The organism is Geobacillus thermocatenulatus (assembly GCF_002217655.1).
GTDB classification, from domain to species: domain Bacteria; phylum Bacillota; class Bacilli; order Bacillales; family Anoxybacillaceae; genus Geobacillus; species Geobacillus thermocatenulatus.
The window spans coordinates 1,618,440-1,641,530 of the sequence record NZ_NEWK01000001.1 but is presented as its reverse complement, the minus strand read 5'-3'; the positions used below and the strand labels follow the sequence as shown (position 1 = coordinate 1,641,530).

Genomic DNA, 23,091 nt, shown 5'->3' with positions numbered 1-23,091 from the left:
CGGCGAGCAACGATAACGGGGAACAAACCGAAAAGACGAGCAGCTGTCGGATAGGAGGAATCCGATTGAGAAGAAAAAAAGCCGCATTCCTTTGCTTGGCTGTCATCGCCGCCAGCGCTGCCCTCATCGCCCAACCGGACACGGACGGGAAAGCATCCAAAACGGGCGGACGGGCCGTCATGACGATCTACTTGGCAGGCGATTCGACCGTTGCCGCCGCCCCCCGCTCCCGCGCTCCTCGGGCCGGATGGGGTGAAATGCTCGACGATTGGTTTGATGACAACGTCATGGTGAAAAATATGGCCGCTTCCGGCCGCAGCGCGAAAAGTTTTGTCGAGGAGGGGCGGTTGGCCCGCCTGTTGCATGAGATGAAAAAAGGGGATTACTTGTTCATCCAGTTTGGCCATAACGATGAAAAGGTGAACGACCCGGAGCGCCACACCGATCCGTTCACCACCTATCAGACATATTTGAAACAGTATATTGACGGCGCCCGCGCCAAAGGGGCGACTCCTGTCCTCATCACCCCGGTCGAGCGGCGGCGCTTTTCCGCCGACGGGCAGGCGCTCGATTCCCACGGACTTTATCCTGCCGCCATGAAAGCGCTGGCGAAACAAGAACATGTGCCGGTTATCGATTTGACGGCGAAAAGCAAACAGCGGTTTGAACAGCTCGGTCCGGAGCGGACGAAACGGTGGTTTTTATGGCTCGCACCGGGCGAACACCCCAATTACCCGGACGGCATCAGCGACAACACCCACTTTCACCAGCGAGGGGCGAAGGAAATCGCCCGGCTCGTCGTGGAAGGAATTGTCGAACTCAACCTTCCTCTTCGCCGCCACCTCATCCGTTCACCGGAACGGGAACATGCGCCAAGCCGCTAACCCGGCTCAGCCCCGTCCCTCCACCGCAGCAGATCCATCGCCCATCCGCGAAATGATGGCGCCGGCCACGCCTTTCTTTGGCTTGTTGCCCATGCCCGTCCGATCCCGGATGAGCAATCTTTTTGGCTCTTCGCTCCTTCGCCTTGGCCCTCCGCTCCCTCGCCGGACGCCGCTGCCCGCCTCCCGCTGTCTATCGAGCGCTGCCGGCAAACGGCGCCTGACTGCCCGACGACAAATGATATGTTTTGTCCAGCAGGCGATGGTACATAGACGCGAGCACTTGCTGAAACAGCATGCCAAGCACAACCGGCACGCTCACCGGCGGCGGAAAGTAAGTGATCGCCAGCACCGCGCCGGCGCTGATGTTGCGCATGCCGCCGGTAAACGTCAACGCAATGATGTCCGGCGGGGCAAATTTCAGCCAGCGGGCCGCCATCCAAGAAAGGAAATAACCGGAGCCCGCAATTACGAAGACGAGAAACGCCATGAAAACCAAGCGGGCGTCAGCATGACCAAAATACGGAGCGACAACCGCGCTATTGATCATGACAACAAGGACAAGCGCCAATTTGGAAAACGGCGACAATACCATGGCAAGCCGTTCATTTACCTGATTGGACAGCCGTTCGCTCACGAACATGCCGCCTAGCGACGGCAAAATGATCATAAAAAACAACCCGAGCATCATCTGCCAAACATCGATCTCAACCGCGCTTCCCGCAAACAGCAGCAACGTCAGCGGCACAACAGCCGGCGACAAAAACGTATCAATCAAAATGACGGACAGCGCCAACGCCAAGTTTCCCCGTCCGATCGACACCCAGATGAAGCTCGTCACTCCGGTCGGAATGGCTGCGGCCAGCACAAAGCCGATCACCGTCAACCGGTCGCCGCCAAAAAATAGATGCCCAAGCCCAAACGCCCAAAGCGGAATGACGAGGTGAAGCAAACATAGCGCCGTCGCGATCGGACCGGGGTGAATAAGCACCTCTTTCAAATCAGCCAACCGCAGCCGCAAACTGCCGCTGAACGTCATAAACGCAAACAGCCACGGAACAAGCACCGCATAACCGCGCAATTCATCCGACAGCCATACGCCGACCGCCACGCTCGCCGGCGTAAGCACCGGCAGCACCTTTTCCAGCATGTGATTGATCGTTTGCCACATCGGTTTCATCTCCACATCGAGCCTTCAAGGGCGCGTTCGCATTTCCTGGTCCTACCTTTTTCTATTATACACCGTGGCCGTGCAAAGAGAAGCACAAAACCGAATTGTCTCAACATGCAAAAATTTCAGCTGTTTTCCGTGAAAATGCATGCGCCTTGAGCAGTCATTTTCATGGCCGGGTGAAGGGCAAAACGTTGCCCATGAGACTTTTCCGCGTATAGCAGAGGACAATCATGATTCATATACGAACACGCCGTTCCGCTCATCTTTTTGTACTTGGCCAATGGATACTAAATACTCCAAATGCGCCAACGTTTCCGCCACCGCAAACCGCCATTGATGCGCCGTCAACGGCTTATGGCCGAACACAAGATCAGCGATGTCATAAGCGGTGCGCCCCTTTTCTGTCAACGCTTTCATTTTTTTCAACCGGTGCTCGTGATGGCGGAAAATATCACGGATCCGCTCGCGAAATTGACGGATGACAGCGCCATGAGCAGGCAAAGCCACCTCCACATGGAGAGCCTCCACATTGCGCAGCGAAACAAAATATTGCTCGAGCGGATTCGGATGGGCGCCCGGCCATACCCCGATGTTTGGGGTAATGCGGTCAAGCACATGATCAGAGACAAGCAGCTGGCGTGACTCTGGCTGATAAAAACTGACCAGCCCATCGCTATGCCCCGGAACCGGAATGACGGTCCACCGCCGTTGGCCGAGCACAATTTCATCGTCAGCCAGTACCGTTAACACAGGAAACGGACTAACGCGGAGCGACAACTTCTCCATACTCTCTTCGATGTCCGCCACAAGGCCGTCTGGGACGCCATGGCGGCGAAACAGAGCCGCCACCTCTCCTGTCTGGACACTCTCTTCTCCCCAAACCCGTTCCGCCATCGCATAATCGGGCTCACTGATCCAGACAGGCGCCCCCGTCTGCTGTTGCATCCAACCGGCCAAGCCAAAATGGTCAGGATGAAAATGCGTGATGTAAATGGCGCGAACGTGCCGCGGCTTGATTCCTAGTCGTTGGAAGACAGCTTCCCAAGCAGAAATCGCGTCAATATAGCGGAACCCAACATCCACTATACTCCAACCATCCGCTTCACGGCATACATAACAATACACATATTTCATTGGGAAGGGGACAGGAATCGGAACACGATATACCCCATCCCCCACCGCTTCAATGTTGACATGCGCCATCTCTTTCCCCTCTCCCTTGATTCTTTCCCTCAATCGACGACTACCGTTCAAGCTGCTCGCCAACAGACTCCAATATCTTTATATTTCGAATTTTCTTTTATTATGGTGCAAATTTCCTTGTTTTTCAAGAGAAAATGCCAATGACTGCCGCAAAAAAAACAGAGCGCCGGCCGCCCTTCCCCTTCTTTTTACCACGCAGTTTACAAACTGGCGCTTACCCCTTTGCTTTTTCCAAAAGCAATGACGCATGATCAAAACACAAGGCGGGCCGCATGCGGCAAGGAACAAGCTGTTAAGCGCCGCACTGCCAGCCCGCAAAAAGAATAAAAACCGTTACTGATTCCCTTGGCCGTCTCGCCGCCAAGGAGCCATTTCTTCGGCAAACTCCGCCGGAGCAACACGCGTCGTGCCCATTCGCCGCCCCATCCAGCGGTTTAGGCCGCGGATCATATTTTGCATCGGTCCTGCCGTCATCCACCCTATGCCCGATCTCCTTCTAGCGCCAACCATCGCGGCGGCCGCCGCACCTACCCCTAAGCTGACAAACGTCCAGATGGCGCCATTGTTTCTCCGCCGTCCGGTAAGCGCCAACCATGAATTCCAGAAACGGTGGTTGCGCTGGATGCGAAACCATTGAAACAGACGATTCATTCAACACACACCTCCTTCGCCTAACGGCTTCCGTTTCAACGGTTAATATACGTTGTTAAGGGGAAGTCATACATGGAAAACGTTAACGCACGAAGGCTTGCTGCCAAAAAGATAAAAGCAGAAGAGCATGCGCATCCATCGTTCCGTAAAGCCTAAAACAGGCGAAGGGATAGCCCAAAAAGGTGTTTTCCTTAGAAGAGCGGCGAAAAATGATTGGTTTCGTTGAAACAGGGCGTTTGCTAGCAGAAAAGCCGGTTTTGGGTTGCTTTTTCATCAAACCGCCAGCCTTTTTCGACAAATACAACATAGTGTCATCAATAAGAAAAGGTGTCCCGCCCTTTCGAGACACCCTCCCTTTTTCATTTGACCTCGTACGCGGTCCAAGTCGGCTTTTTGATTTTCGCCGACAGCGAGACAATTTTCCGTTTCACTCGGGCTGCTTCCCCTCCGGCTAACGGCATCGGCTGATAATTGTTCCTTGTCGTCACCGATGAAATGCGAAATGGGATGACGCGGATTTCTTTTTTGGCCGTCCGCTTGCCGTTTTGAAAAGAAAACACCTGCTGGAAAACAAACGTATCTTTGTCGCTCGGGTTTTTGTTTCCGCCGAACATAAAATTGCCGAGGCTGTAGACGATGAACTTCCCTTTATACTCCTCAATCCCTTGAATGACGTGCGGATGATGGCCGACGACCAAATCAGCGCCGCTGTCAATCGCAAAGCGCCCGAACGCCTTTTGGGTGCTGTTTGGCACATAGCTTCGTTCGACTCCCCAATGAAAATGAACGAGGACGAGATCGGCTCCTTGGTTCCGCAAGGCGCGAATGTCACCAGCAATTTGTTTGCGCAATGTGCTTGTATTGCTCCAGCCTTCATAGCCGAGCGTTCCAATTTGAATGCCCTTGACAGTTTTCATCAGCCGAAGCGTCCGGCCGAAATAACCGATCTTTTCTTTTTTTAGATTGGCGATCGTATCGTTATACCCTTTTTGCAAATAATCGTATGTATGATTATTGGCCAGATTCACCGCATCAATGCCGGCGTAGGTCAAAATTTTCGCATAGCTCGGGTGGCCGCGGAAACGAAATGTCTTGCTTGCCTTGCGCGTCGAGGTTGTCAGCGTCGTTTCCAAATTGACGGTCGTAAAATCGTCCTTTTTGAAGATCGGCTCAATGTATTTCGTAAAATAGCGCAAGCCGTGCTTCTTTGCTTCTTCATCAAACGAATACGCATAGCCATAATTTTCATCGCGCCCGAGCGTCACATCTCCTGCCGCGCTCACGACGATGCGCACCTCGCTCGGTTTCGGCGCCGCTTGTTTCGTTGCAGCGAGCGCCAGCGCCGCTTTGTCGACAGGACCCGGCAGCGGTGGATGCTCGATGGTTTGCCCCGCCGGTTCATTTGGCGCCGCCAGCACTTCCTCGGCGCCGCGATCAGCCGCATTGTTGCAGGAAAATAAAAAGACGGACGCCATACACAGAAGCGCCGCATTTTTCCCCTTCATCCATCCGTTCATGCTCCCTCTCCTATCCATCTATTTTCTTCAAACTGCCAAAACTTCTGCTAAACACATATTCAACACACACCCTATTTATCCCTTTCCTTCCCCCTCAATTTAGGAGTGATGGCCTAGCCAAGCCATGATATAATGAGCTTGCAGGCGCCCCCTCTATTTCCACATCTCGGACTCCTCACGTTTCATGATTGAAACGCCCCAAGCAAAATCCCCTCTCGATAAGGAGGTTTCTTCATGGAAGAGCTGTTGCGGCAGTTAACCACACTTGTTCAAGGACTTGTCGATGACATGTCCGTCCTGAAGCAAGACATGCAAACGGTGAAGCAAAAATTGGGTCAACTGGAACAACGAATGGACAAACTGGAACAACGGATGGATACGTTTGAACAGCGGATGGACAAACTGGAGCAACGGATGGACAAGCAGGAAGAAGAGCTGCGCTGGCTGAAGGAGCAGATGAAAGAAAACACGGACATGATCAAAGCGATCCGCGACAATCAACTCGAACAGCGCAGCATCCAAGACGGCATGCGCCATGAAATCGCCAACCTCCGCGGAGACATGGCCGCCATTCGCGAGCAGATGGCCACAAAAGACGATCTTTCCCGACTCCGCGAGCAAATGGCGACAAAAAAAGACATCTCCCTCATTCATCAACGGCTTGATTATCAACTTGGCCGCATCGCGAAAGTGGAGGAGGAGATGTATTTGCTGAAGAAGGTGGAGTAACACGGCCGATACAACGTTTAACCTTCTATATATAAATGCAACTGGAAGGTTTAACATATTGTTGATCCTAAAGCGTGTTGTCCACTTTTCCTAACTGCCGGAGGCAAGCCAAGGCGTAACAGAAGACCGAACAACCAACCACTTCCTGAATCCACGGATAAGTCCGGAAGTGATGTTGCTCAATCACCCAACAGTCGGTAAAATACCAGCTAGTTCCATAACAGAGCGTAAACATTAACGTTTCAAATTGTTTGCATCCTGAAAATACCCGAACTCCAAAATGTGTAAAACCCGTGGCGCTAGATAAACTCAAACAAGCATAAAAATAGCCCTTGCATGAGAATCCCCTTAAAATGAAAGTACAATCAAACATTGGAAAGGAGAATCCCCATGCAAGAGCACTTTCATGTTCCTGCAGGTCGGTCCAAGTTTCAAAAGCAATAGGCTGCCATTTGAGCGCTAGCGTTCAACTAGCACCACGGGTAACTATATGATTCGCATAATATTTTGCGCCTCTTTGAATTAATTCGCGTGCATGCATATCATAAACCCCTTTTTTCATCGTTATTTTGTCTGGCAAAAACAATTAGAATCGCCCGTGTCTTCCTTCTCCCTCACAAAAACGCTGGGCGCCTTGTCTCGTTTCACCACTTTGGATCACTTTCATGCCCAATTGGAATTCCAACTCCATTGCCTTTTGCAAGTCCAAACCTATTCCTTCGTAAACAGCTTGCCGATCACTGCGTAAACAAATTTGCGGAAAACTCGCTATTTGTTCTGCCAACTTCTCCGCTTCTATTCTTGCTTGGCCAGTAGGGACAACACGATTCGCTAAACCAATCATTAACGCTTCTTCTGCCCCTACCGGGCGTCCCGTTAAAATTAAGTCTAAAGCTCTGCTCATACCGATTAGGCGTGAAAGGCGCTGAGTGCCCCCATCGATGAGAGGGACGCCGAAACGCCGGCAAAAAACTCCAAACACCGCATCTTCCTCGACAACACGTAAATCACACCAACAGGCAAGCTCTAGGCCTCCTGCCACCGCTTATCCCGCTACTGCAGCAATAACTGGTTTTCCTAATCTCATTCTTGTCGGCCCCATTGGGCCATCTTGGCTCATGTCTATGTTTAAACGGTTAACTCTTTGTTCATCTCCCTCAGAAAGCGCTTTCAAATCGGCTCCTGCACAAAAATTCCCTCCTTCCCCCCATAGCACCGCAACATATAAATCATCATCTTGCTCGAAGGTTCGGAAAGCATGTGCCAACTGCTCAGCTGTTTCGCGGTCAACCGCGTTCCTCACTTCCGGCCGACTAAGAATAATCGTACAAAATCTTCCTTTTCGCTCTAGTCGAACCACCATTCATCTTCCCTCCCGCAATAAATTACAACGATGCATTTTTTTGGCTAGAAGCGATATCTTCGATCGATACAAATTCTTCGGATATTGGGCGAATTTTCTTCGAACCTATTAAAAAGTAATAAGCGCTGCCCAGGCCAAATACGAACAAAATGATAGCGATTAATGGGATTTCGATTCCAAAAAACGGCAAATTAGTAGTTAACACACTGTACTTCAGTACGCAAAAGAACGAAACAATCCCTAAAAAGAGTGCGATTCCTGGAACAACTGGGTAACTCACCTTGAACGGTCGCTCCATATGCGGTTCCTTTTTTCTTAATATAAAGAGCGATATGAGACTCAAACAATACATCGTAATCGCACCAAATACAGATAAAATGATCAATGCATTGGCAAAGCTGGCAGAACCGGCACTAGCTACTCCTATGATGCCAGGTACAATTAATCCCCAATGTGGAACCCCTCTTTTCGATAAGCTAGCTAAAAATCCAGGGAGGTACCCTGCTCTGGCTAATGCAAACGTTTGTCTAGAGTAGCCAATAATTATGCCATGTAAGCTTGCAATCAATCCAAACAAACCAATGATAGCGACTGTTTTAGGCAAAATATGTTCTTCACCATAAACACTGGCTAGAGCTTGAGGAAGCGGATAATCAGCAGGTTTTCCTTCTCCTCCACCAAGCCCGGCTGTTACAAGCAACGTAAGAACGGTTGCAACTGCTAATGTCAAGATTCCCGAAATAAATCCTTTTGGTATATCCTTTTTGGGATTACGCACCTCTTCTGCTGCCATCGCTCCCCCCTCAATAGCAAGGAAAAACCAAATAGCAAAAGGAATAGAGGCAAATATTCCTGTCCAACCTTTAAAAGCTGACATGTTGCTAAATATGGCTGAGCCATTTACATGAGGCAGTCCAGCAACATAGTAAACGCCTAAGCCAATCAAGGCTAAAACCGTAGCTACCAGTTCAATGATCGCAGCCCCTTTTACTCCTATAAGATTAATGAAAATAAAGAATAAAAAAACGGCTACTGTAGCATACACAGCATTAATACTTGGAAATAAAAAGTTAATATAGGCTCCTGTTGCTACAGCAATGGCCGGTGGAGCAAAAACAAATTCAAGTAAACATGCTAACCCCGTCATAAACCCCATATAAGGGCCCATTGCTTTTCTTGCATAGGCCGATGGCCCTCCAGCATGGGGAATAGATGTAGAAAGCTCTGAATAGCTAAATATAAAAGTCGTATAAAAAACAGTCACAATAATCGCAGCAATCGCTAATCCTATCGTTCCACCTTGCTCAAATCCGTAATTCCACCCGAAATACTGACCTGAAATCACCATTCCGACTGCAATACCCCATAAATGAATGGGTTTTAACTCTTTATGCAAATGGTTATTCGTATTGTTGGCCATGCTATCCTTCCCCCTTCAAATGATTACTATAGCTCTAGACGCACCCCACTAGCTTTTTGCTCAATCATTTTTCTTAAAACCGTACCAATATAGGCACCGGCTTCAACGGGAGGTGTGCCTCCTGAATGAATATTGGAAACCACAGTTCTGTCTGACTCTACTGTTCCTTTTCTCGGTCTATAGCACATATACGCACTCATGGAATTGGCAGAAACAAGGCCCGGTCTCTCTCCAATCAAAAGAACGAGTACTTCTGGTTGCAAAATTTCACCGATATGATCCATACATGCTACTCTTCCACCTTTAACAAAAAAAGGAGTTCCTTGTGTTAACCCGTTTACCTTTAATGAATCCAACAATGCTGGATAAATATCTCTAAGATTTGCTTCAATCGCACTTGCACTTAATCCATCAGAAACAACAATTTGTACTTGAGGTTTTTTCACACATTTTTCTTGAATGGTTTTGACTGCTTCTTCCGTAAGAACGCGTCCTTTGTCTGGTCTCTTTAAATAAACTTCTTTGTTTTCATAACAAGTCTCGACCGTAAATAAACCAAATTCTTCAAGTAAACTATCAAGAACTTCTCCACTCACAGCGTCAACGGCAGCGGCATGATCAAGTTGTAATTTTAAAATCGTTTTAGTCAACGGGCGTGTTCCTGTTCTCCATACCCCTATACGCGCGGGCGTGACTTTTCGCAATTCGTCAATTCCTTCAGGAAATTTCGGATTTGGAACGGAGGTTAACCAATCAAACGTCGTATAATGAAACTTTTTTTCACATTCTTTTTCATCAATGTTTTCTTTTAATTGTCGAGATACTCTAGTCTCTAATTCCACCATCACTTTCTCAACAATTCGTTGAATATCCACTTGATTCATTTTCGCAAATCACCCGCCTTCAGAACTTTATAAAAATAAAGTGGGATCACCAGCCATTGATGTTAACTTTCCGTTCTCCATAATTCCCATTTTTTCTAACCATCGCTCGAACTCCGGAGCGGGCCGCATATGGAGCAACTCCCTTAATGTAGCAATATCATGGAAACTAAGAGATTGATAATTTAGCATACAGTCATCTGCCATCGCCACCCCAATCAAAAAGTTCACACCTGCTGCAACGAGCAGAACGGCTAAGTTTTCCATGTCATTTTGGTCTGCTTTCATATGATTGGTGTAACAAACATCTACTCCCATCGGCAAACCATGAAGTTTCCCCATAAAGTGATCCTCAAGTCCCGCGCGAATAACTTGCTTACTGTTGTATAAATACTCCGGACCAATAAAGCCCACTACCGTATTTACCATAAACGGATTATATCGTTTCGCCAGCCCATAGCACCTAGCTTCTAATGTTAATTGATCTATACCATGGTGGGCATCTGCGGATAGTTCTGACCCCTGTCCTGTTTCGAAATACCATACATTTGGACCAGCGGCCGTCCCCTCTTTTAAGATTAATTCATTTGCTTCATCTAGCAATTCCACACTAATGCCAAATGCTTTGTTTCCCAGTTCTGTACCGGCCAAGCTTTGGAACAATAAATCTGCTGTTCCTCCTTGTTTGATTGCTCGCATCTGCGTCGTGACATGCGCTAAAACACAGTTTTGTGTAGGAATACCCCATTTCTCCATCAATTCTTTTGTCATATTTAAAATGGCTTTTACACTATCTGCTGTATCGATTACAGGATTAATTCCAATAACAGCATCTCCAACACCATAACTCAAAGCTTCGAAAATGGCTGCCTTGATTCCTTGTAAATGATCATTCGGGTGATTGGGCTGCGCTCTTCCCGCCAATCGCCCCTTTTGGCCGATTGTTGTGTTGCAACGCGTTTCTACCGTAATTTTTGATGCAGCTTGTATCAAATCTAAGTTTGTCATAATCTTTGTTACAGCCGCGATCATTTCGCTTGTTAACCCTCTACGGATATGAGAGATTTCATTGTTCGTGACGTTCGGGGACAAAAGGTACTCACGAAGTTCCGCAACTGTCCAATTTCGAATGGATGCATAAATTTTTTCATTAACTCCTTCCTCGATGACACGCGACACTTCATCTTCCTCGGGCGGCAAAAGAGGGTTGTTTCGAATATCAGCAAGGGTTAGGTCTGATAAAACATGTCTCGCTGCAATGCGTTCTTGTGCATCTTGGGCATGAATGCCTGCCAGCTGGTCGCCAGATTTTTCTTCATTTGCTTTTGCCATAATTTCCTTTAAACCTTTAAATTGATACGTTTTCCCCATTAGAGTGATCGTTGTTTTCAAATAGAATCACCTCCTAACTCTTCGTAAAAGCTAATGTTTTGACTACTACAGGGACCATACTTTGATTGATTGTTTCCCCTATGTCAATGTAATCACCTTGTTCAACTATAACTTGATCAATTGAAATAATATCTACTTTATTTTTCGATTGAAGTACTAGCAATTGTCCAAACGCTTTCGCAATATCGTCTTCACAAATGACAACTATAATCGAATGATTGGGGAAATTCTTTTCATAAAGTAAAAACAATATCTTGGCTATTTCTTTTAATACAGAATAAGAGCAATGAAAAATTCCCTTCATACAAATCGCAAAAGGAAGTTCTTGATCTTCTTGGATGTATTGCTTCCAATCCATCATGGCTTGTTTGATTTGCTTATACACATAATCTCTATTGTTTATCTGGTGATGATCTAGCTCAATCATCATAATGGGTAAATTACGAATAGGGAGACGCGATGAAGCAACATGTATAGTAGCCCCGCTAATTTCTGTACTTTGCATCCCGGCTCCGATTACGGTTGCACGAGATGTTTGCGTTGCTTTGATTAGTTTTAATGAACACTTTTCAATTGCTTTTACTACTTCATGAGCAAGAAGCGGACCAACATCTCCATAGATAGCTGTATCATAGATTGTTTTAGGTGCTTCTTCCTCAAGCAACCGACCGATCCCTCCCGAAATCATCACTTCATCGATAGGCGGAATCACTTGAAAGCTCGTACTGTGAATTAGTGAATCATCCGATCGAATCGGTTGCTGACCAGTTAACGAATCTAACATATCATTGCACATTTGCTGGACAATTTGCTGGATTTCTGTAAAACTAATTTTTTGGTTTATATACAGTCGATAATTTTTTGAATCCAACCAAGATTGAATAGATGGAGATATAAATGTAATTTCTCCATTCTGACTTAATTCGATTAGTCTCCCACCAACATGATAGGTAATAGTACCTAATACTTTCCCTCTCTGAAAAAGAACAACATTCGCTGTTCCTCCCCCTATATCAAGGTTAGCAATGATTCCTTTTACTTCTTTAGATCTCGAAAAAGCACCCGATCCTTTGCCTGCAAGTAGTGCTTCCAAACTGGCGCCAGCTATGGCAACTACAAAATCCCCCGATTTTTCAGCCAAATAATGCAAGATGCTCTCCGCATTTTTTTTCGTCGCCGTTTCGCCTGTTATAATAACAGCTCCAGATTTTACATCACGTATGTCGACCCCTGCTTTTTGATATTGATCTTCAAGCCATCCTACAAGGGTTTCCAAATCAATTTCATCCCGTTTTCCTTTTAGCGGTGTTGAGTACATCGGACTCTCATACACAACGTTTCTTTCAACAATTTCATAACGAGGCAACGAAAAATGGTTGGATACTTTTGCATATTTTAAATGACTGACAACAAATTTTGTCGTACTTGTTCCGATATCAATCCCTACACTAATAATTGTTTTACCTTCCACTATAATCACACCTCAGGAAATGATTACATATCATTTATTCGTCATCGAATTCTCATATTTTTCGAGAATTTTTTCTGCCAATTTAAACATGGAAATACGGTGTTCCATGCTCTTTTTTCTCATCCATTCATATGCTTTTTCTTCTGAACAAGAAAATCGTTTCATTAGCTTGCCTTTTGCCTTCTCGATTATTTTTCGTTCCTCTATTGACCTTTTTAATAGTTGGATATCTCTTTCTAACAAGCGGAACTGCTCCTGTTGGCTTTTCGCAATCTCAATGGCTGGAATTAAATCCTCTTCTGAAACAGGCTTTACTAAATAACCGGTTACTCCTGCCTCTTTTGCATCATTTACAAGCTCACGTTGACTATAAGCAGTTAGTAAAACAATAGCACATAGATTGAATTTTCTGATTATTCTAGTTGCCTTTATCCCATCCATTTTTGGCATTTTAATATCCATAATAACAATATCCGGTTTGAACTGATATACTAAATCAATGGCCTCCTCTCCATTTCTCCCTTCCCCCACCACCTCATATCCCGCCTGCATGAGCATTTCCTTGATATCCATGCGAGTGATTGGATCATCATCTACAACAATAAGTTTCAATGTACTCATGTCACTAGGCCCTCCTTGGGAAGCGGAAAAGTAACGGTCACTTTGGTCCCAGGGTGATTATTTTCAAACTCTAAAATTCCTCCTAAATCTTCCGAAATGAGCGTTTGACATATTTGAAGCCCTAGCCGTCCTTTTTGCTGTACTTTTTCAACATCAACCCCTACACCGTCATCTGTTACTGCAAGGCTTACAATTTGATTTTGTTTTTTCAACTCAATTCGGATAACTCCCTCATCAAGATTGATAAACGCATGGTTAATGGCGTTTTGTACCAATTCATTAATGACAAGAGCTAAAGAACTAGCCTTTTGAGAAGGTAAATAAAGAGAACATCCTTCTACTTGAATTGTAATCTTTTGTTCTGATTGTTTCATAGATGAAATAATGGCATTCGACACCAATTCAATCACTTCTTTGCATTCAATCATATCCGTTCCTTCCAATGAAAGAACTTCATGAATAATTGAGATGCTCGTAATTCGATTGATGATTTCTCGAAAAACTTTTTCAACTTCCTGGGAGTCTATTCGCCTCATTTGTAATCGCAACAAACTGGCAATCGTTTGCAAATTGTTTTTAACACGGTGGTGAATTTCTCTAATAACAGCTGATTTAATCATTAATTGCTTTTCTTTTTCTTTCAATTCTGATAAATCCCTCAAAAGAAGCACCCCTCCTACTGTTCGGTTATTTCGTTGAATCGAAACAGCTTTTAATTGAAGAAAATGCTCTCCTAGTTCGAATTCATGAAAAAACATTCCTTTTTGTATATTAAGCCCTTCTTTAATCATGGAACCAAAAGGTAGTGAATCCACTTTCTTGCCAACTAATAAGTGTCCATTTGCTTCAAACATCTCTTTTGCTCGATCATTGGCAAACATAATTTGATAATCGCAATCAAATAATAGCAACCCTTCATGCATCAAGTCTGGAATTGCAACTTCTGACATTGCTATGTGATAAAGCGTTTCACTTAATTGCTCTGTTGTTTCCATTAACAACTCTACATTTTTCTCCTGTTGTATTTTTTCAGTAATGTCTTGCTCCATGATTAATACACCTATTATCTTTCCAAATTCATTTACGATGGGCATTACATTTTGCTGCATGTTTACATTTTCCTGAGAAACCCCTCTTGATCCGATAACAGGTCTGCCGGTTTTAAAGCAAAAGAATACCCCAGGCTCGTTTTCCTTATAAGCAATTTTCCCAACAACTGGTTCTCTATAGAGTGATTTACCTGTCATTGGATGAGCTTCAGCGACAACGATCGCTTCTTCTCCCCCCGGTAACAAGCAATCAATAAACACATCTGATTGTGATAGATCAGAAAATAACTGCAAATACTTGGACAGCTCTTCTATAATTTTGATATCCTCTTTTCTTAAAAAAGAAGCCAACGCAGATACCTCGAGAATCAAGTTTCTACAACTCCCCTTCTCTTCTGTTTAGTTATCTTTATTTTTTCATTTTTTTAACAATTGGTAAACAAAACTTTCTAGACAACATTTACTAAAGGTACGACAAAATTCGATCTTTTAATTCCTTTATTCCCACAAGAGTAACAGAAGAAGTCAAATAAATATCTCCTACAGGCAGTACAGTTCTTAAAAATCGGGTAGCTGTCTCGATATCTGCGTTAGGATGATCTATTTTTGTTATGACTCCAATAGGATTAAGAGGAAATCCAGATGCAAAGTTCGGGGGTAAAGCACAATCCCTTCGTGTAGCATCTTGAACAATTAATAAAACTTTTGCCTCCAACGCTGTCGCCATTAATGTACGATAATACATTGGATTTTGACTATATTCCCCAGGGGAGTCGATAATCCAGTTTGTATATTCCAACGATTGTGTCTTCTTGACTGGAACATCTTCCATGCCAAGAAGTCTTTTCGTCAGCGTAGACTTTCCAGATCCCACCGGACCAATAACAAGTACTTTTCCTTTGTTCATGACCTTGTAATCTCCGCAGTTGAGAATTTTAAAGTTTTAACAAAAAACTCCTTTATGTTTTGTATCGCTGTTTCCACATCAGAAACATTGCCGGTAATAACGACTGAACCTGTAAAACGATCTAAATAACCGATCTCTACATCGGCCGATTTTGTCGCGATATCCGCAGCAATAATGGCGGTCTCGGTTGGAGTCACCGTTAAAATTCCAATAGCTCCCGCCTCATTTATGCCAAGGCGTGTATATAACGATTCATCAGGATTGGCAATAATATGAGCTAGATTCAATTGTTTTCCAGGCACATACTCTTGAATAATCCGCTCTTTTCTCTCCATATCTTTCTCCTTATTCTTTGCAGTATTCGAAAGAATCGACAATTCCTACAACAACTGCATCAACAGGAGAGTCCTTACTGATTAATATTCGAGCAGAGCTTCCCCTTGAAACAATGACCGTCTCACCTTGTCCCGCACCTATACGATCAGCACATATAACTTGTGTGCCTGCATCCGTTCCATCGGCGTGGATGGGCTGAACTAACAAAAGTTTTAAATGTTCCATTCCGACCTCTTTTTGCGTTGCCCAAACACTCCCCACCACTTTCCCAAGAAACAAGAGGATCACTCCTATACAAATTTGACATCAATCCTCTTTTCATTTAATAGGTCTTTTGCTTGCGGTGTAATTAATACTTTCTTATTGACTATCAATGAATCATTTTCCTCTAAATAGTAATGTACCCAGTCTGCTGTTACTACGTTTCCTTCAAATCTTTTTCCTTTGTCCTCACTCTCTGATGAATGTGTTGGAGAACCGCTCAACTTTTCTAAAATTGCTTCGTATATTCGTTCTTGTTTTGTAAGGATCACTCCCATGTTTTTTAAATCTTCTTTATATTGAATGAAAAGTTTTTGGTAAGCGGGCGGCAAGGATAATTTTTTTAATGTTCTTCGATCAGCACGCTTAATCCCCGGCACATCCTCACCAATGATGACTGGCTTCCCCAAAGTTAATGCAGAAAACACAATCTCCGCTTTAACCGAGCCTTTGAGCCCAAGCGCTATCCTTGCTGCATTATCTAAGTCAATTTCCGGAATTACTACTGCCTCATATTCTTTCGGAAGTTCTAAAGGAGCAGGAGCCAATTCGTCCGCCGCAATCACCTTCGTGGACCCTGTCGACTCAATTTGATGAAGGCCAAGCCATGCGGACGTCTCCCCATCTAAGAATAAAAGATCGTATCCAATTTCTGTATTATCAAGTTGGATTAGCTGATCTGTAAATAATTCGTGGGCTGAACTATCACAAAAGATGAATAATACCTTTTTGTGCACCTTTTGAGCACTATTAGCTTTTTCCAAAAGGTCACGCACAATTGTTTCGACTAATACTTTCAACTCTAAATTCGTATTATGCTCCATTTCATCACCTCTAAGCATTTACGCTAAAAGGTTCGCCATTTCTCCCGATTACTTTTACAAAATCCCCTGTCTTTAAGTTCGCCGCATTTGCCTCATCGGTATCAATATGGAAATCAAGGGTAAATCTCTCGTTTACTCGAACAACGACTTCTGGAAAAATAATCGATCGATCTGATATGGCTTGAACAATAAGTCGATCGCCGTCTTTCACATTGAACTCCTTTGCATCGTTTGGAGACATATGAACATGACTTTTTGCAACAATAACACCTTGTGAAATTGTTATAGAACCAGCTTTTCCAACAAGTGTAATACCAGGCGTCCCTTCAATCGAGCCAGACAGACGGACGGGTGGATGGATTCCAAGAGTAAATCCATCAGTGCGCGAAATCTCTACTTGAGTCAGTTCTCGAGCAGGACCTAAGATCCTCACTTTCGACAGAACGCCTTTAGGCCCAACAAGAGTCACGGTTTCCTCCGCAGCAAACTGTCCTGGCTGTGAGAGTGAACGGTACGGCGTTAATTCGTATCCTTTTCCAAATAAGACTTCCACCTCATGGTGCGAGAGATGAACATGTCGATTAGAAACTCCTACTGGAATCCTCAATTCCTTTGATTTAGCGATAGTTCGAATGGAGTTGCTGCCCATTACCTCAATTTTTATTCCTCGATCACGCAAAAAGTCTTGGGCAGCGGGCGTTAGTCGATGTTGATGCGAAATGAAATAAGGATTTGATAACGTTCCTTTTAACATTTCCGATCTTAAATACGTTTCCGTAATTACCGCCATTGACTTCTAACCTACTCTCCCGCTTTTGGAAGAAGAAGTTCGATATCTGCATGGGGACGCGGAATCACATGAACAGAGATCAATTCTCCAACCTTTTCTGCCGCTGCAGCACCCGCGTCTGTTGCTGCCTTTACCGCACCAACATCTCCTCTTACTAAAACTGTTACCAATCCGCCGCCCACTTGCACTTTCCCAATTAACTTTACATCTGCAGCCTTCACCATTGCATCTGCCGCTTCAATGGCTCCAACTAACCCTTTTGTTTCAATCATCCCAAGCGCCGAATATTCTCTCGCCATGTTGAATAACCTCCCCAAAGTTTTATGATGTTAGATTTTCATTTCCGACAGTATTCTCTTAACAATCTCTGCAATCTCTTCTCTGCTGACTGTTACATTCCCGCCTCGATCTACGGAAATGTTTTTTTCCGTTTCAGAAGCATCCGCCGTTTTGGCTGGCTGCAAAGTTCCACTCTTGGTAGTCTTGATCATCATCCCCTTTATGCCAAATGCTACTCGTTTTATATTTATCAAGTGCTGTGGTCCGATGTTATCAGATGTAATATTGTTTCCATAAGAGCCACATCCAAGTGTCAAAGATGGAAAAATTCCTGTTGTTGCTCCTATCCCTCCAAATGCCGTTCCAGAGTTCACCACAATTCTTGAAGCTGGTTGCTTTAAAGCAAATGCTTTGATTACTGCTTGATCTTGACAATGGATCCCAAATGTATGTCCTAATCCTCCTGCCTCTAATAATTTAATGCAAACATCGCATCCTTCCTCCCAACCATCTACTGTATACAAGGCTAAAATCGGAGAAAGTTTTTCAATCGAAAAAGGAATATGTTTTCCAATCTCTTTTTCTTCCCCTATTAGCACTTTGATCTCTGCAGGAAAAAATAACCCTGCCATCTTACCGATTGCTTGAGGTGATTTTCCTACAATTTTCGGGTTTAAGGTTCCGCCAGTGAGGAGGATTGATTCGATTCTTTCTTTTTCTATTTCTGACAATAGATACGCACCATATTTTTTGAGCTTATCGATAAAATCCTGTTTGATTTCTCTTTCTACAACAACAGCTTGTTCTGAAGCACAAATGGTGCCATAATCAAACGATTTGCTTTCAATGATATGCCGCGCCGCCTGATCCAAATCGGCGCTTGTGTGAACGTACACAGGAACATTTCCTGGCCCTACCCCATAGGCAGGCTTGCCAGAACTATAAGCTGCTTTCACCATCGCGGGACCGCCGGTTGCAAGGATGACATCCGTCAATTTATGCGACATTAGTTCCCTCGTTCCCGGTAAAGATGGATATTCCATACACTGAATAATATTTTCCGGTGCTCCAGCCTCTTTTGCAGCTTTTGCCATAATCTTTGCAGCTTCTAGCGAACACTTGAGCGCTGAAGGATGAGGACTGAAAACAATCGCATTTCGTGATTTTACCGCAATAAGAGATTTAAAGATGATGGTGGATGTCGGATTCGTCGAAGGAATCACTCCTGCGATCACACCAACAGGCTCTGCTATTTCCCAAACTTGTTTATTTTTATCAGTACTGATAATTCCGACCGTTTTCATATCTTTAATAGCAACATAAACCTCTTTTGCCGCAAAAATATTTTTTATCGTTTTATCTGTTTCATTGCCGAATCCGGTTTCTTCCGCGGCCATTCGGGCTAAAAAACCCGCCTGTTTTTCTGCTTCTAAAGCCATACGTTCCACAATTCGATCAATCTGTTCCTGAGACGATTCTGTCAATTTTTTCTGTGCTTCCCTAGCTTTATAGAGAAGATTCCTTGCTTCCTGAACCGATAATAAATCAAAGTCTGCCATCATCATTGAGTGTCTCACCTCCCTGAGCAGTATACATATTAGCTACTTGTGCTACATCAATACTTTTACTATCTCTAGCTCGACTTTTTTTCCTTGTTTCGCTCTTTTTTCTCCCCTTATTAACCAGTTCATTAATTACATTACTACTAGGGCGTGGAATGACATGAGAGGTACGATACTCTCCAATCTGTTTCGCCTTCTTGACTCCTGCTGAAACAGCTTCTCTCACAGATGCTACATCCCCAATAAAATAAACTGTCACAATTCCTGCATCGGGTTTATGATATGTAATTATCTGGATATCAGCTGCTTTTGCAGCTTCATCAGCCGCTGCAATTAACGAAGTCAACCCTATTGTTTCAATCATACCAAGTGCATATTTTTTCATCGTCATGCCCCGTCATCATCCCTTTTTCTAAAAAGATTTATGAGGGTGCCGTGCAATATCCTGTACTGCTTCCGCAAAAGCACGAGCTGCTGCTGTACATGCAGATTGACTTCCAGTTAATAATCCTCCTCCAAAATTTGTTTCAGTCGGAGGGGCATACAGTTCACAAATTTTCACATCAGAGGCCTTTAGTGCCGCATCTAATCCGTACATTGCTTCAAGGGGGGGCGCTATTAAATAAGCTAACGGCTCACCTTGTTGAATCCCAGCAATCTTTGATAAGTAACTGCCTGTTCTCGATATTGTACAAGCATAATATGCATGGTTGCCTTCCTCATTTAATGAATAAAAGCAAGGGCCATTTTCAATCACCTCAAACACTGCTTCCAATCCACTCTTTACGTCAGAAGGATTTTCCGCCCCCAAAATCCCGATAAACTCTCCAGAGAGAGGCCCCGATGCATGAGCAGAGCCAGCATAGAAGGATTTGGCATATACTACTTCGACCGCTGCTTTTTTGGTAGCTTCATCTAAGGCCGTATATCCAACATCATCAATTGTTAATGTAACTAAAGCAAGACTTCGAATATGGGTTGCTAAATTTAATTTAATTGCTAAACCAGGATCAACATTTGAGATGATTCGACTAGCTAACACTTTCGCCCTAATTGGTTCTCCAATCACAATATTTCCACCTCCCCGAAACAAAAAAGGTGCCTATATACAGAGGATATTCTCTGCATATGTAGGCACCTTTGCCTTACCACTTATGAACATGTAAGCATAGACCAAAACAAATTTCTAATAATCAGTATATTCATAATAAATTTATTTGTCAATATTTTTTAAAATATACTCTATCTCCATGCCCGGTTCTAAACACTCTATTTCCATTAGAAAAACCACTTCATCAAATATTCCAACAAGATCCCTCACGATTCCAAGATTTTAATCCCCAAACGTCATTGTCATTCCTTCAAACCCAAGCAAACCAAGTACCGGAAGCAACAATGACGGCAGGAAGGAAATCAAAATGCCGTTAGCAAACGCCCCCATCACTGCCACTCGTCTGCCCCCTGCAACAATTGACACCACCGCTTAACTCTTTCTCGATAAACGATTTTCCGGCAAACGGAGCAACGACAAAAAATAACAACACCATTGTCAACAACATAGTCACCGATGTATCACAAAAAACCCGATGATTTTGGCGCTTTGATATTCTTCAATATATTCCCTAAATCTGTGACAAAACATCTTTAAAATAGCCGCAAACCGTTGACACGATAAAAGAAAACGACGTTAGCGACTTTTCATCAAGGAGACATGAACCGGATTCCTTGAGTAAAATAGATGAGCTACCAACTACCCACAAGGAGGTTCATGTCTCATGAATCAATTCGCACATCACCAAGGAATCCACAAGTTTTTCTCCACGTTGGGGTTGACGTTGCAGCTTTCCAAACCGGTCATCAAGCATCTCCATTCCTATCGGCGATGCCTTGACCACCAAGGGATTCTCAGGAACATTGACTGACATTCATCACTGGAGCTTTCATCCGGATCATCGAACGACGTTCCGTCACTTTTTCACGAAAAGCCCTTGGAACGAGGAAAGGCTGCTTGAGAAGCTTCAAGCGTGGATCCTTTGTCGGGTCGAACGCCTAACCAAACGGAAGAAGCAGCCCCTTTTCCTTTCGATTGATGATACGATTTGCCAAAGCTTCATGTGGCATAAGGGATACCATGTTGGTCTTTTTTAAGTAGTAATTATTGTAACAAAAATTGCTCAACTACAGTATTTAAAAAATAAAATCGATACAACTCACATTTCGCACCCTACAGTTTAAAAAATTAGAATAACTTTCCGATCAACACGATTAGCGATGGCAATCTTTTTTTTGCCATCGCTAATCGTTCCGTATGACATTACACGTAAATGCTCCCATCTATGCCCGATCCCTGCAGAACCCTTCGCTGATCAGGAGGGTGAGCGGTGTACCGAACGATCATTGGATTTGCCCATTCGGCAGCTCCACCAGGACGCTTGTCCGGTCAGTAGGGTCAGTTTCCGGCCCCCTGCAACGCCCGGTTCGTTTCTTCGGCCGCCTGATCGAGCGCTTCTTGCGGGTCGATTCCTTCATACAACCGTTCCATCGCTTTCACGACATGTTGCCGAGATTCAGGGAAGACGGTGATGAGCGCCCCTTGGGTGGCAGGGGTTGATTTTGTTTCATGCAGCTGGTCCACCGTCACTTTTAATTGCGGGTATTTCGCCCATTCATCTTTGACGAGCGGCTCATCGTACGCAGCTGGATTGATGGCAAAATATCCTGTGCGGACATGCCACTTGGCTTGGACGGGAGCGGTCGTCAAGTATTTCATGAACTCCCATGCCGCTTTTTGTTCCTCTTCACTGCTTCCTTTCACCATCCAGAGCGAAGCGCCGCCGATAATGACGCCTTGGCGTTCCACGCCATCCGGGACAGGCAAATACGAAACGCCGACCTCAAACGGCGAGTTGTCAATCAATGTTTTTACGCCAGCGGACGAATCCAAATACATGGCGATTTTTCCTGCTTGGAAGGCGGCGCGCATGTCATCCCAATTTTGACCGACGTTGTAAAACGTGCCGTCTCGGTACATGTCGCGGATCAGCTCAAATACACGTTTCCCCTCATCTCCATTGAATACCGCTTTTGTCGCATCACCGCTCCGGCCATTGTTATTGTTCACGTATAACCCGCCTTGCACGGCCACCATTTCTTCGAAAAACCAGCCGTAGTTCAAAATCGAGAATCCGTACCGTTCGGTTTCTTTTCCTTTTTTCTTTGTCAGCTTTTTCGCCGCTTCCTTCAACTCGCTATAGGTGAGAGGCGGTTTTTCCGGATCAAGCCCGGCTTCGCGGAACGCATCTTTATTATAAATGAGCACAGGGGTGGATGAGTTAAATGGCATCGAGTAAATCCGCCCGTTCACGGTATAATAATTGACAATATTTTTCTCCCATTGCGAAACATCATACTTGTCTTTATCGATCCATGTCTGCACCGGGACGACCTTTCCGCTGTCGATCATATGCTTTGTCCCGACTTCAAACGTCTGCATGATCGTCGGCGCGTCTTTTGTCCCGGCTACCGCATTCCATTTCGTCAGCGCCTCTTCATAGGTGCCTTGAAACACCGGCTTCACCTCAATCTCTGGATGGGTTTGGTTAAAATCAGCGACAATGTCATTCAGTACCGGCTCCAAATCCCCGCTCATCGAATGCCAAAACACTACTTCTGTTTTGCCTCCCGCCGCTTTGCTCGCATCTTCATTTGAGCATCCCGCGGCAAGCCCAATAAACATCAAGGTTAAGAAACTGGCCAAAACCTTTCTCATCTTGTTTCTCC

Annotated in this window: 23 protein-coding genes and 3 pseudogenes; 3 read left to right on the top strand and 23 right to left on the bottom strand. The window is 44.7% G+C overall.

The features are described from left to right. Window positions 1-65: 65 nt before the first annotated feature. Window positions 66-884, top strand: coding sequence for a rhamnogalacturonan acetylesterase (locus tag B9L19_RS08425; RefSeq protein WP_025950822.1), 819 nt, complete (start codon window positions 66-68; stop codon window positions 882-884). Window positions 885-1,074: 190 nt separating this feature from the next. On the opposite strand, the gene B9L19_RS08420 is transcribed toward B9L19_RS08425, so the two are convergent. From B9L19_RS08420 to B9L19_RS08400, 5 genes are all read right to left on the bottom strand, one after another. Then, complete coding sequence (locus tag B9L19_RS08420) at window positions 1,075-2,052, bottom strand: bile acid:sodium symporter family protein (protein ID WP_025950821.1); 978 nt, start codon at window positions 2,050-2,052, stop codon at window positions 1,075-1,077. 231 nt (window positions 2,053-2,283) lie between these two features. Then, window positions 2,284-3,258, bottom strand: a complete 975-nt coding sequence (locus B9L19_RS08415; protein WP_025950820.1) for an MBL fold metallo-hydrolase — start codon at window positions 3,256-3,258, stop codon at window positions 2,284-2,286. Between the two features lie 333 nt (window positions 3,259-3,591). Then, window positions 3,592-3,909 carry a hypothetical protein gene (locus tag B9L19_RS08410; protein WP_047752984.1) on the bottom strand — a complete coding sequence of 106 codons (318 nt, stop codon included), beginning with the start codon at window positions 3,907-3,909 and terminating at the stop codon, window positions 3,592-3,594. Window positions 3,910-3,991: 82 nt separating this feature from the next. Next, window positions 3,992-4,258 (bottom strand): hypothetical protein, encoded by a 267-nt coding sequence (locus B9L19_RS08405; protein ID WP_141104717.1) that lies wholly within the window; start codon window positions 4,256-4,258, stop codon window positions 3,992-3,994. Window positions 4,259-4,268: 10 nt separating this feature from the next. Further along, window positions 4,269-5,426 (bottom strand): CapA family protein, encoded by a 1,158-nt coding sequence (locus B9L19_RS08400; RefSeq protein WP_047752983.1) that lies wholly within the window; start codon window positions 5,424-5,426, stop codon window positions 4,269-4,271. 234 nt (window positions 5,427-5,660) lie between these two features. Here B9L19_RS08400 and B9L19_RS08395 point away from each other — a divergent pair, with 234 nt between their 5' ends. After that, window positions 5,661-6,155: a hypothetical protein gene (locus B9L19_RS08395; protein ID WP_047752982.1), complete on the top strand. Its 495-nt coding sequence runs from the start codon at window positions 5,661-5,663 to the stop codon at window positions 6,153-6,155. A gap of 586 nt (window positions 6,156-6,741) precedes the next feature. Here the strand turns inward: B9L19_RS08395 and B9L19_RS19340 are convergent. From B9L19_RS19340 to B9L19_RS08305, 17 genes and pseudogenes are all read right to left on the bottom strand, one after another. Further along, a pseudogene (locus B9L19_RS19340) lies at window positions 6,742-7,518 on the bottom strand (crotonase/enoyl-CoA hydratase family protein). A gap of 22 nt (window positions 7,519-7,540) precedes the next feature. After that, window positions 7,541-8,938, bottom strand: a complete 1,398-nt coding sequence (eat, locus tag B9L19_RS08380; protein ID WP_047752981.1) for an ethanolamine permease — start codon at window positions 8,936-8,938, stop codon at window positions 7,541-7,543. Window positions 8,939-8,964: 26 nt separating this feature from the next. After that, window positions 8,965-9,822, bottom strand: coding sequence for an ethanolamine ammonia-lyase subunit EutC (gene eutC / locus B9L19_RS08375; protein WP_047752980.1), 858 nt, complete (start codon window positions 9,820-9,822; stop codon window positions 8,965-8,967). Between the two features lie 27 nt (window positions 9,823-9,849). Next, a complete protein-coding gene (locus B9L19_RS08370) occupies window positions 9,850-11,211 on the bottom strand; it encodes an ethanolamine ammonia-lyase subunit EutB (protein ID WP_047752979.1) in 1,362 nt (453 codons plus the stop codon). Window positions 11,212-11,224: 13 nt separating this feature from the next. Then, window positions 11,225-12,682, bottom strand: a complete 1,458-nt coding sequence (locus tag B9L19_RS08365) for an ethanolamine ammonia-lyase reactivating factor EutA (protein ID WP_047752978.1) — start codon at window positions 12,680-12,682, stop codon at window positions 11,225-11,227. Window positions 12,683-12,712: 30 nt separating this feature from the next. Continuing rightward, window positions 12,713-13,303, bottom strand: coding sequence for an ANTAR domain-containing response regulator (locus B9L19_RS08360; RefSeq protein ID WP_047752977.1), 591 nt, complete (start codon window positions 13,301-13,303; stop codon window positions 12,713-12,715). After that, window positions 13,300-14,724: a sensor histidine kinase gene (locus B9L19_RS08355; protein ID WP_047752976.1), complete on the bottom strand. Its 1,425-nt coding sequence runs from the start codon at window positions 14,722-14,724 to the stop codon at window positions 13,300-13,302. The genes B9L19_RS08360 and B9L19_RS08355 overlap by 4 nt, the downstream gene beginning before the upstream one ends. 91 nt (window positions 14,725-14,815) lie before the next feature. Next, window positions 14,816-15,259: a EutP/PduV family microcompartment system protein gene (locus B9L19_RS08350; RefSeq protein WP_047752975.1), complete on the bottom strand. Its 444-nt coding sequence runs from the start codon at window positions 15,257-15,259 to the stop codon at window positions 14,816-14,818. After that, entirely contained in the window at window positions 15,256-15,594 is a 339-nt protein-coding gene (gene eutS, locus B9L19_RS08345) for an ethanolamine utilization microcompartment protein EutS (RefSeq protein WP_023633559.1), read from the bottom strand. Before eutS ends, B9L19_RS08350 begins: the two co-directional genes overlap by 4 nt. Before the next feature lie 10 nt (window positions 15,595-15,604). Next, a complete protein-coding gene (locus B9L19_RS08340; RefSeq protein WP_023633558.1) occupies window positions 15,605-15,874 on the bottom strand; it encodes a EutN/CcmL family microcompartment protein in 270 nt (89 codons plus the stop codon). Between the two features lie 11 nt (window positions 15,875-15,885). Beyond that, a complete protein-coding gene (locus B9L19_RS08335; RefSeq protein ID WP_047752974.1) occupies window positions 15,886-16,680 on the bottom strand; it encodes a hypothetical protein in 795 nt (264 codons plus the stop codon). A gap of 10 nt (window positions 16,681-16,690) precedes the next feature. Further along, the gene (gene pduL, locus B9L19_RS08330) at window positions 16,691-17,470 is read right to left on the bottom strand and encodes a phosphate propanoyltransferase (protein ID WP_047752973.1); all 780 of its coding nucleotides are present in this window, start codon (window positions 17,468-17,470) and stop codon (window positions 16,691-16,693) included. Between the two features lie 11 nt (window positions 17,471-17,481). Next, window positions 17,482-17,769 (bottom strand): BMC domain-containing protein, encoded by a 288-nt coding sequence (locus B9L19_RS08325; RefSeq protein WP_017435945.1) that lies wholly within the window; start codon window positions 17,767-17,769, stop codon window positions 17,482-17,484. 30 nt (window positions 17,770-17,799) lie between these two features. Further along, complete coding sequence (locus B9L19_RS08320; RefSeq protein WP_082131186.1) at window positions 17,800-19,311, bottom strand: acetaldehyde dehydrogenase (acetylating); 1,512 nt, start codon at window positions 19,309-19,311, stop codon at window positions 17,800-17,802. Next, window positions 19,295-19,696, bottom strand: a complete 402-nt coding sequence (locus tag B9L19_RS08315) for a BMC domain-containing protein (protein ID WP_241771976.1) — start codon at window positions 19,694-19,696, stop codon at window positions 19,295-19,297. Before B9L19_RS08315 ends, B9L19_RS08320 begins: the two co-directional genes overlap by 17 nt. A 27-nt stretch (window positions 19,697-19,723) precedes the next feature. Then, on the bottom strand, window positions 19,724-20,377 hold the full coding sequence (gene eutL / locus B9L19_RS08310) for an ethanolamine utilization microcompartment protein EutL (protein ID WP_047752986.1): 654 nt from the start codon (window positions 20,375-20,377) through the stop codon (window positions 19,724-19,726). 267 nt (window positions 20,378-20,644) lie between these two features. Further along, window positions 20,645-20,922, bottom strand: a pseudogene (locus B9L19_RS08305) (PTS transporter subunit IIC); the annotation flags it as partial. A 164-nt stretch (window positions 20,923-21,086) separates the two neighbouring features. Between B9L19_RS08305 and B9L19_RS08300 the strand changes: the two are divergent. Beyond that, window positions 21,087-21,417, top strand: a pseudogene (locus B9L19_RS08300) (IS701 family transposase); the annotation flags it as partial. Between the two features lie 343 nt (window positions 21,418-21,760). Here the strand turns inward: B9L19_RS08300 and B9L19_RS08295 are convergent. Beyond that, window positions 21,761-23,080 (bottom strand): ABC transporter substrate-binding protein, encoded by a 1,320-nt coding sequence (locus B9L19_RS08295; RefSeq protein ID WP_047752970.1) that lies wholly within the window; start codon window positions 23,078-23,080, stop codon window positions 21,761-21,763. Window positions 23,081-23,091 lie beyond the last annotated feature (11 nt).

What these genes read in the sequence shown, in the direction of transcription:
- B9L19_RS08395 (WP_047752982.1), top strand. Translation starts at nt 5,661, where the DNA reads ATGGAAGAGCTGTTGCGGCAGTTAACCACACTTGTTCAAGGACTTGTC.
- B9L19_RS08420 (WP_025950821.1), bottom strand. Translation starts at nt 2,052, where the DNA reads ATGTGGCAAACGATCAATCACATGCTGGAAAAGGTGCTGCCGGTGCTT.
- B9L19_RS08325 (WP_017435945.1), bottom strand. Translation starts at nt 17,769, where the DNA reads ATGGCGAGAGAATATTCGGCGCTTGGGATGATTGAAACAAAAGGGTTA.
- pduL (WP_047752973.1), bottom strand. Translation starts at nt 17,470, where the DNA reads ATGGCGGTAATTACGGAAACGTATTTAAGATCGGAAATGTTAAAAGGA.
- eutC (WP_047752980.1), bottom strand. Translation starts at nt 9,822, where the DNA reads ATGAATCAAGTGGATATTCAACGAATTGTTGAGAAAGTGATGGTGGAA.
- B9L19_RS08320 (WP_082131186.1), bottom strand. Translation starts at nt 19,311, where the DNA reads ATGATGGCAGACTTTGATTTATTATCGGTTCAGGAAGCAAGGAATCTT.
- B9L19_RS08415 (WP_025950820.1), bottom strand. Translation starts at nt 3,258, where the DNA reads ATGGCGCATGTCAACATTGAAGCGGTGGGGGATGGGGTATATCGTGTT.
- B9L19_RS08295 (WP_047752970.1), bottom strand. Translation starts at nt 23,080, where the DNA reads ATGAGAAAGGTTTTGGCCAGTTTCTTAACCTTGATGTTTATTGGGCTT.
- eat (WP_047752981.1), bottom strand. Translation starts at nt 8,938, where the DNA reads ATGGCCAACAATACGAATAACCATTTGCATAAAGAGTTAAAACCCATT.
- B9L19_RS08350 (WP_047752975.1), bottom strand. Translation starts at nt 15,259, where the DNA reads ATGAACAAAGGAAAAGTACTTGTTATTGGTCCGGTGGGATCTGGAAAG.
- B9L19_RS08360 (WP_047752977.1), bottom strand. Translation starts at nt 13,303, where the DNA reads ATGAGTACATTGAAACTTATTGTTGTAGATGATGATCCAATCACTCGC.
- B9L19_RS08410 (WP_047752984.1), bottom strand. Translation starts at nt 3,909, where the DNA reads ATGAATCGTCTGTTTCAATGGTTTCGCATCCAGCGCAACCACCGTTTC.
- eutS (WP_023633559.1), bottom strand. Translation starts at nt 15,594, where the DNA reads ATGGAGAGAAAAGAGCGGATTATTCAAGAGTATGTGCCTGGAAAACAA.
- B9L19_RS08315 (WP_241771976.1), bottom strand. Translation starts at nt 19,696, where the DNA reads ATGAAAAAATATGCACTTGGTATGATTGAAACAATAGGGTTGACTTCG.
- B9L19_RS08335 (WP_047752974.1), bottom strand. Translation starts at nt 16,680, where the DNA reads ATGGAGCATAATACGAATTTAGAGTTGAAAGTATTAGTCGAAACAATT.
- B9L19_RS08400 (WP_047752983.1), bottom strand. Translation starts at nt 5,426, where the DNA reads ATGAACGGATGGATGAAGGGGAAAAATGCGGCGCTTCTGTGTATGGCG.